Origin of the sequence: Pseudomonas sp. R76, assembly GCF_009834565.1 — a bacterium.
Taxonomy (GTDB): domain Bacteria; phylum Pseudomonadota; class Gammaproteobacteria; order Pseudomonadales; family Pseudomonadaceae; genus Aquipseudomonas.
Genome location: NZ_CP019428.1, coordinates 2,854,759 through 2,860,515, shown reverse-complemented (window position 1 = coordinate 2,860,515; position 5,757 = coordinate 2,854,759). Strand labels below are relative to the sequence as shown.

Sequence of the window (5,757 nt, the reverse complement as noted above, 5' to 3'; positions counted from 1 at the left end):
GGGGTAACCTGCCTGATAAGTCACGGTGGAGGAGAAAATCCGTTTTCAGCTGCCGTTTTGGCTCGGGTGTGCTGGGCGCCGCTAAAAAGCAGGCGCAGCCGCAAGCCTGGAGAGGCTTCCGGCAGGCTTGGAAAATTAAGGGATTTGGCAGGCGGGGGGTGACATGGGAAGCGGGGACAAGCGGGAATCAGGCAACGTTCAGTTTTTTTTACGACGACACGCTATCGATATGCCGATAGTCCAGGTTCAGCTCACGCGCCAGCTGGGTGGCACGCCCGAGTTTGATCGGCCCGCGTTCGATATCCACCAGTAGCCCAGGGCAATCGAGCAGCGGTAAACCGGCGATATCCTTCAGCCGCCCATCGGTAATTACCAGCAGACGCTGTTGCTCGGCGGGATAACGCTGGCGTCGCGCTTGCAGCCACTGCCCGGCCTCGGACAAGGCCGCCAGCAACGGCGTGCCGCCGCCCGCACCGAGCCGGGACAGCCAACCGGTCAGGCCTTTGGCGGCCTTCAAGCCCTGCACCTGCCAGGTGGGCGCTTGCCCGCTGGCGGTGAGTAACGCCATGCGTGCGCGTTGCCGATAGGCATCGTCGAACAACTGGGCGAGCAAGCCTTTGGCGTCGGTCAACGCGCCATGGCGCCGGGTGGACGCCGAGGCATCCACAATCACCAGCCACAGCTCATGGGCCGCGCGACTGCGCAGGTGGTAGAGCAAATCCGCGCGGCTGCGCGGCCGACCGCCAAGCAAGGTGCCCGGCCAGTTGATCGCACCGTGTTTGGCGCTGCGCGCCTTGCCGTGCCTGCCGTTGTCCAGTCGCCCCAGCTTGGGCCGGGCATCCGCCCCCGCGTCAGGTCGAGGGCGAATGCCTAAGGCTTTTTTGGCCAGGTGGGTACTTCGCGGCGTGCGCCCGTGGGCAAGGCCGGCGCGGGCATGTCGCCCCATTGGCCCTGGCCGGGTGACGTGTCTGAAGGCTGGGGCGCCTGGCCCTGATTGGGCGGGCTCGCCGGCGGGGTTTGCGCTTGGCGGCGATGGCGCAAGGCAAATTCGGCCACCGCTTCGATGTCTTCTTCGGCGATGGCGGCAGCACCGCGCCAGGCCGCATGGGCGCGTGCGCCGCGCAACCACACGAGGTCGGCGCGCAGGCCGTCGACGCCAGCGGCGAAACAGCGCTCGGTGATCTGCGCCAAGGCCTGGTCATCCAGCTCAATGCTCTCAAGCCGCGCCCGCGCCTGGGTGCAGCGCTCGCGCAAGGCGGCTTGTTGCTCGGCCCATTGGCTGCAAAACGCGCCCGGGTCAGTGTCGAAATCCAGGCGCCGACGGATGATTTGCCCACGCTCGGCAGGCAGGGTGTGCCCACTCAACGCCACGTTAAAACCGAAGCGGTCGAGCAGTTGCGGGCGCAGCTCGCCCTCTTCCGGGTTCATGGTGCCGATCAACACGAAGCGCGCGGAGTGACGATGGGAAATGCCATCGCGCTCGATCAGGTTGGTGCCGCTGGCGGCCACGTCCAGCAGCAGGTCCACCAGGTGATCGGGCAGCAGGTTGACTTCATCGACGTACAGCACGCCGCCATCGGCCTTGGCCAATACGCCGGGGGAGAATTGCGCACGGCCTTCGCCCAGAGCGGCGTCCAGGTCCAGCGTGCCGACCAGGCGTTCTTCGGTGGCGCCCAGCGGCAGGGTGACGAACTGACCGCTGGCGAGCAGATCCGCCAGGCCTCGCGCCAGGGTGGATTTGGCCATGCCGCGCGGGCCTTCGATCAACACGCCGCCGATTTTCGGGTCGATGGCGGTCAGGCATAGCGCGAGTTTCAACTCGTCGGCGCCGACCACGGCGGACAGCGGGAAATGTGGAATGTCGGTCATATTCAACTCTAAATGGAGCGTTCCCACGCTCCCGCGTGGGAACGCCTTACTGGACGCTCTGCGTCCACTCTTGTGACGCAGAGCGTCACGGGCTGCATTCCCACGCAGAGCGTGGGAACGATCGGTCAGCTGTCTTCTTCTATGTCCATTAACAGGTTTTCCAATGCCTCGCGGTACGCACCCGGTTCCTGCCACAGGCCGCGTTGCTGGGCTTCGAGCATGCGCTCGGTCATGTCGCGCAGCGCCGCGGGGTTGTGCTGCTGCACAAAGGCGCGGGTGTCGGGGTCGAGCAGGTAAGCGTCGGCGAGCAAGGCATATTGGTGATCGTCGATCAGCGCGGTGGTGGCGTCGAAGGCGAACAGGTTGTCCACGGTCGCCGCCATCTCGAACGCGCCTTTATAGCCGTGACGCTTCACGCCGTCGATCCACTTGGGGTTGGCGGCGCGGGAACGGATCACCCGGTTCAGCTCTTCCTTCAAGGTGCGGATCTTCGGCAGGTCCGGCTGGCTATGGTCGCCATGGTAGCTGGCGGCCTTGTCGCCACTCAGGGTTTCCACGGCGGCGAGCATGCCGCCCTGGAATTGATAGTAGTCGTTGGAGTCGAGCAAGTCGTGCTCGCGATTGTCCTGGTTCTGCAACACGGCCTGCACCTGGCTCAAGCGTTGGGCAAACTGGTCACGGGCGGCAGTGCCTTCATCCGAGCCGCCATAGGCGTAGCCGCCCCAGTTCAGATAGACCTCGGCCAAATCCTCGCGACTCTGCCACAGGCGCCCGTCGATTGCGCCCTGCACGCCCGCGCCATACGCCCCCGGTTTGGCGCCGAAAATACGCCAGCCGGCCTGTTTGGCGGCGGCGTCTTCGTCCAGGCCCGACAGGCGCAGGGCTTCGCGCTCGCTGCGCACCTTGGCGGCCAGCGGGTTCATGTCATCCGGCTCATCCAGGGCCGCCACCGCCTGCACCGCCGCGTCGAACAGGCGGATCAGGTTGGCGAAGGCATCACGGAAGAACCCGGACACCCGCAGCGTCACATCCACACGCGGCCGGTCCAGCAAGCTGATCGGCAGGATCTCGAAGTCATCCACCCGCTGGCTGCCCGTGGCCCACACCGGGCGCACGCCCATCAGCGCCATAGCCTGGGCGATATCGTCACCGCCGGTGCGCATGGTCGCGGTGCCCCACACCGACAGGCCGAGTTGGCGCAGGTGATCGCCATGGTCCTGCAAGTGCCGCTCAAGAATCAGGCTGGCGGATTGAAAGCCGATGCGCCAGGCCGTGGTGGTGGGTAAATTGCGCACATCCACGCTGAAGAAATTGCGCCCGGTGGGCAGCACATCCAGACGACCACGGCTCGGCGCACCGCTGGGGCCAGCCGGTACGAAGCGACCGCTCAAGGCATCCAGCAACCCGCGCATTTCCGCCGGCCCACAGGCGTCCAGACGCGGCGCGACGACAATGCGCAGGCTCTCGATCACCGACTTCACGTCGTGCCAGCCCGGCTCTTCCAGCTGTTCAACCGGCCCTTCCAGCGCCTGCTCGATCAAGCGCGCGGCATACAACTCCAGGCGCTCGCGGGTATCGCCGGCCGTGCGCCAGAGCTGCGCATCGATGTTCTGCAACACCTGCGGGCGGCGCCCGGTCCAGGGTTCGGCCAGGGCGCAATCGAGTGGGTCGAAGCCCAGCTCGAAGGCCTTGGCCAACACCCGCAGCAAGCTCGATTGCGGGCCACGGCCATCGCCGCGCGGGATGCGCAGCAAGGCCAGCAAGGTGTCGATGCGCAAGCGGCCTTCGGGCGACTCGCCAAAGATATGCAGGCCGTCGCGGATCTGCGACTCCTTCAAATCGCACAGGTAAGTGTCCAGGCGCGGCAACCACACGGCGGCGTCGGCGTCGTTGTCCAGCTCAAGCTCCTGGTCGATACGGGTTTCGCGCACCAGCTTGAGAATGTCTTTTTGCAGTTCAAGGGCGCGGCGCGGGTCGAGCAGTTGCGCCTCGTAATACTCGTCCGCCAACAGCTCCAGGTTACGCAGCGGGCCGTAGGTTTCGGCGCGGGTCAGCGGCGGCATCAAGTGATCGATGATCACCGCCTGGGTGCGGCGTTTGGCCTGGGCGCCCTCGCCCGGGTCGTTGACGATAAACGGGTAGATATTCGGCAGCGGCCCCAGCAGTGCATCGGGCCAGCAGTTTTCCGACAGGCCCACGCCTTTGCCCGGCAGCCATTCAAGGTTGCCGTGTTTGCCCACGTGGATCACACCATGGGCGCCATAGGTGTGGCGCAGCCAGAAGTAAAACGCCAGGTAGCCGTGGGGCGGCACCAGGTCCGGGTCGTGGTACACCGCACTGTGGTCGACCTGATAACCGCGTGCAGGCTGGATGCCGACGAAGGTCAGGCCCAGGCGCAGGCCGGCAATCATCATGCGCCCGTCGCGACACATCGGGTCGTTGTGCGGGCGGCCCCAGCGCGCCAACACGGCTTGGCGATTGGCTTCGGGCAGGCGCTGGAACATCGCCTCGTAGTCGTCCAGGCCGAGGCTTTGATGGCAGGGGCGCAGGTCAAGGCTGTCGAGGTCGTTGGTCACGCCGCCGAGTAGCTCATGGATCAAGGCGGTGCCGCTGTCGGGCAACTCCGTGGGCACCGGGTAACCTTCAGCGTGCAGCGCGCGCAGGATATTCAGCGCTGCGGCCGGCGTGTCCAGGCCCACGCCGTTGCCGATACGGCCGTCGCGGGTCGGGTAGTTGGCGAGGATCAGTGCGATGCGTTTTTGCGCATTCGGCACCCGCGCCAGTTCGACCCAGCGCCGCGCCAGCTCGGCAACGAAATCCATGCGCTCGGGCGCGGCGCGGTAGCACACCACGTCGGATTGGCTGCGTTCACTGCGCCAGGCCAGGTCCTTGAAGCTGATCGGGCGGCTGATAATGCGCCCATCCAACTCCGGCAAGGCAATGTGCATCGCCAAGTCGCGCGGGCCGAGGCCTTGTTCGCTGGCTTCCCAGCCGGGCTGGTTGTCCTGGGCGCAAATCGCCTGGATCACCGGGATATTGCGGCGAAACGGGCGCAAATGCGGCGCTTCAGGGCTGGATTGGGCAAAGCCGGTGGTGTTCAGAATCACCGCCGCCTGCACATCATCCAACAGGTCCTCGACCACCGCGAGGCAGCCGGGCTCTTTCAAACTGGCCACCGCCATCGGCAACGGGTTAAGGCCCGCCGCCTGCAAGCGCTGGCAGAACACGTCGATAAAACCGGTATTGGCCGCCTGCAAGTGCGAGCGGTAGAACAGCACCGCTGCCACGGGCCAGTCGGCATTCCAGTCCGCCTGCCAATCGTTCAGTCGAGCGTTGGCGTTGTGCGGGTGGTAAATCGCGGTGCGCGGCAGGGTTTGCGGCTCGGCCCAGGCGTAATCGCGGCCCAGGCAGGTGCTGGCCAGGCAGCGATAAAAATCCAGTGCGTTGCCCAGGCCGCCCTGGCGCAGGAAGTGCCAGAGGCGGTCGCGCGCGTCCTCGCCCACGGTACTCAGACGGCTGAGTTCCGGGTCCGGGCGGTCATCGCCGGGCACCAGGATCAGTTGCACGCCGCGCTCGGCCAACTCCACCAGGCGCTCGATGCCGTAGCGCCAATAACCGATGCCGCCGTGCAGCGAAATCAGGATGACCTTGGCGTGGCGCAATACCTCATCGACGTACAGGTCGACCGAGGCATGGTTTTGCACCTGCATCGGGTTGGCCAGGCGAAAACTTGGGTAATCGTCGGGCAGCTGTTGGGCCGCCTCGGCGAGCAGCGCCAGGCTGGAGTCGCCGCTGCACAGGATCACCAGTTCAGCGGGGGTTTGGCCTAAGTCGGCAATATTGTCGTCGGAGACAAAACCACCGGGCTGGGTCCTGAGCAGGTGCATG

General features: G+C 65.8%; 3 protein-coding genes. All 3 read right to left on the bottom strand.

What is annotated here, in order from left to right; genetic code table 11:
• Positions 1 to 208 precede the first annotated feature (208 nt).
• Positions 209 to 817: a vWA domain-containing protein gene (locus tag PspR76_RS13200; protein ID WP_159961423.1), complete on the bottom strand. Its 609-nt coding sequence runs from the start codon at positions 815 to 817 to the stop codon at positions 209 to 211.
• Between the two features lie 53 nt (positions 818 to 870).
• A complete protein-coding gene (locus PspR76_RS13195) occupies positions 871 to 1,869 on the bottom strand; it encodes an ATP-binding protein (RefSeq protein WP_159955848.1) in 999 nt (332 codons plus the stop codon).
• A gap of 125 nt (positions 1,870 to 1,994) precedes the next feature.
• The gene (gene cobN / locus PspR76_RS13190) at positions 1,995 to 5,756 is read right to left on the bottom strand and encodes a cobaltochelatase subunit CobN (protein ID WP_159955846.1); all 3,762 of its coding nucleotides are present in this window, start codon (positions 5,754 to 5,756) and stop codon (positions 1,995 to 1,997) included.
• Position 5,757: the final 1 nt, after the last annotated feature.

Coding starts and splice junctions, on each gene's coding strand:
- cobN (WP_159955846.1), bottom strand. CDS start 5,756: ATGCACCTGCTCAGGACCCAGCCCGGTGGTTTTGTCTCCGACGACAAT.
- PspR76_RS13195 (WP_159955848.1), bottom strand. CDS start 1,869: ATGACCGACATTCCACATTTCCCGCTGTCCGCCGTGGTCGGCGCCGAC.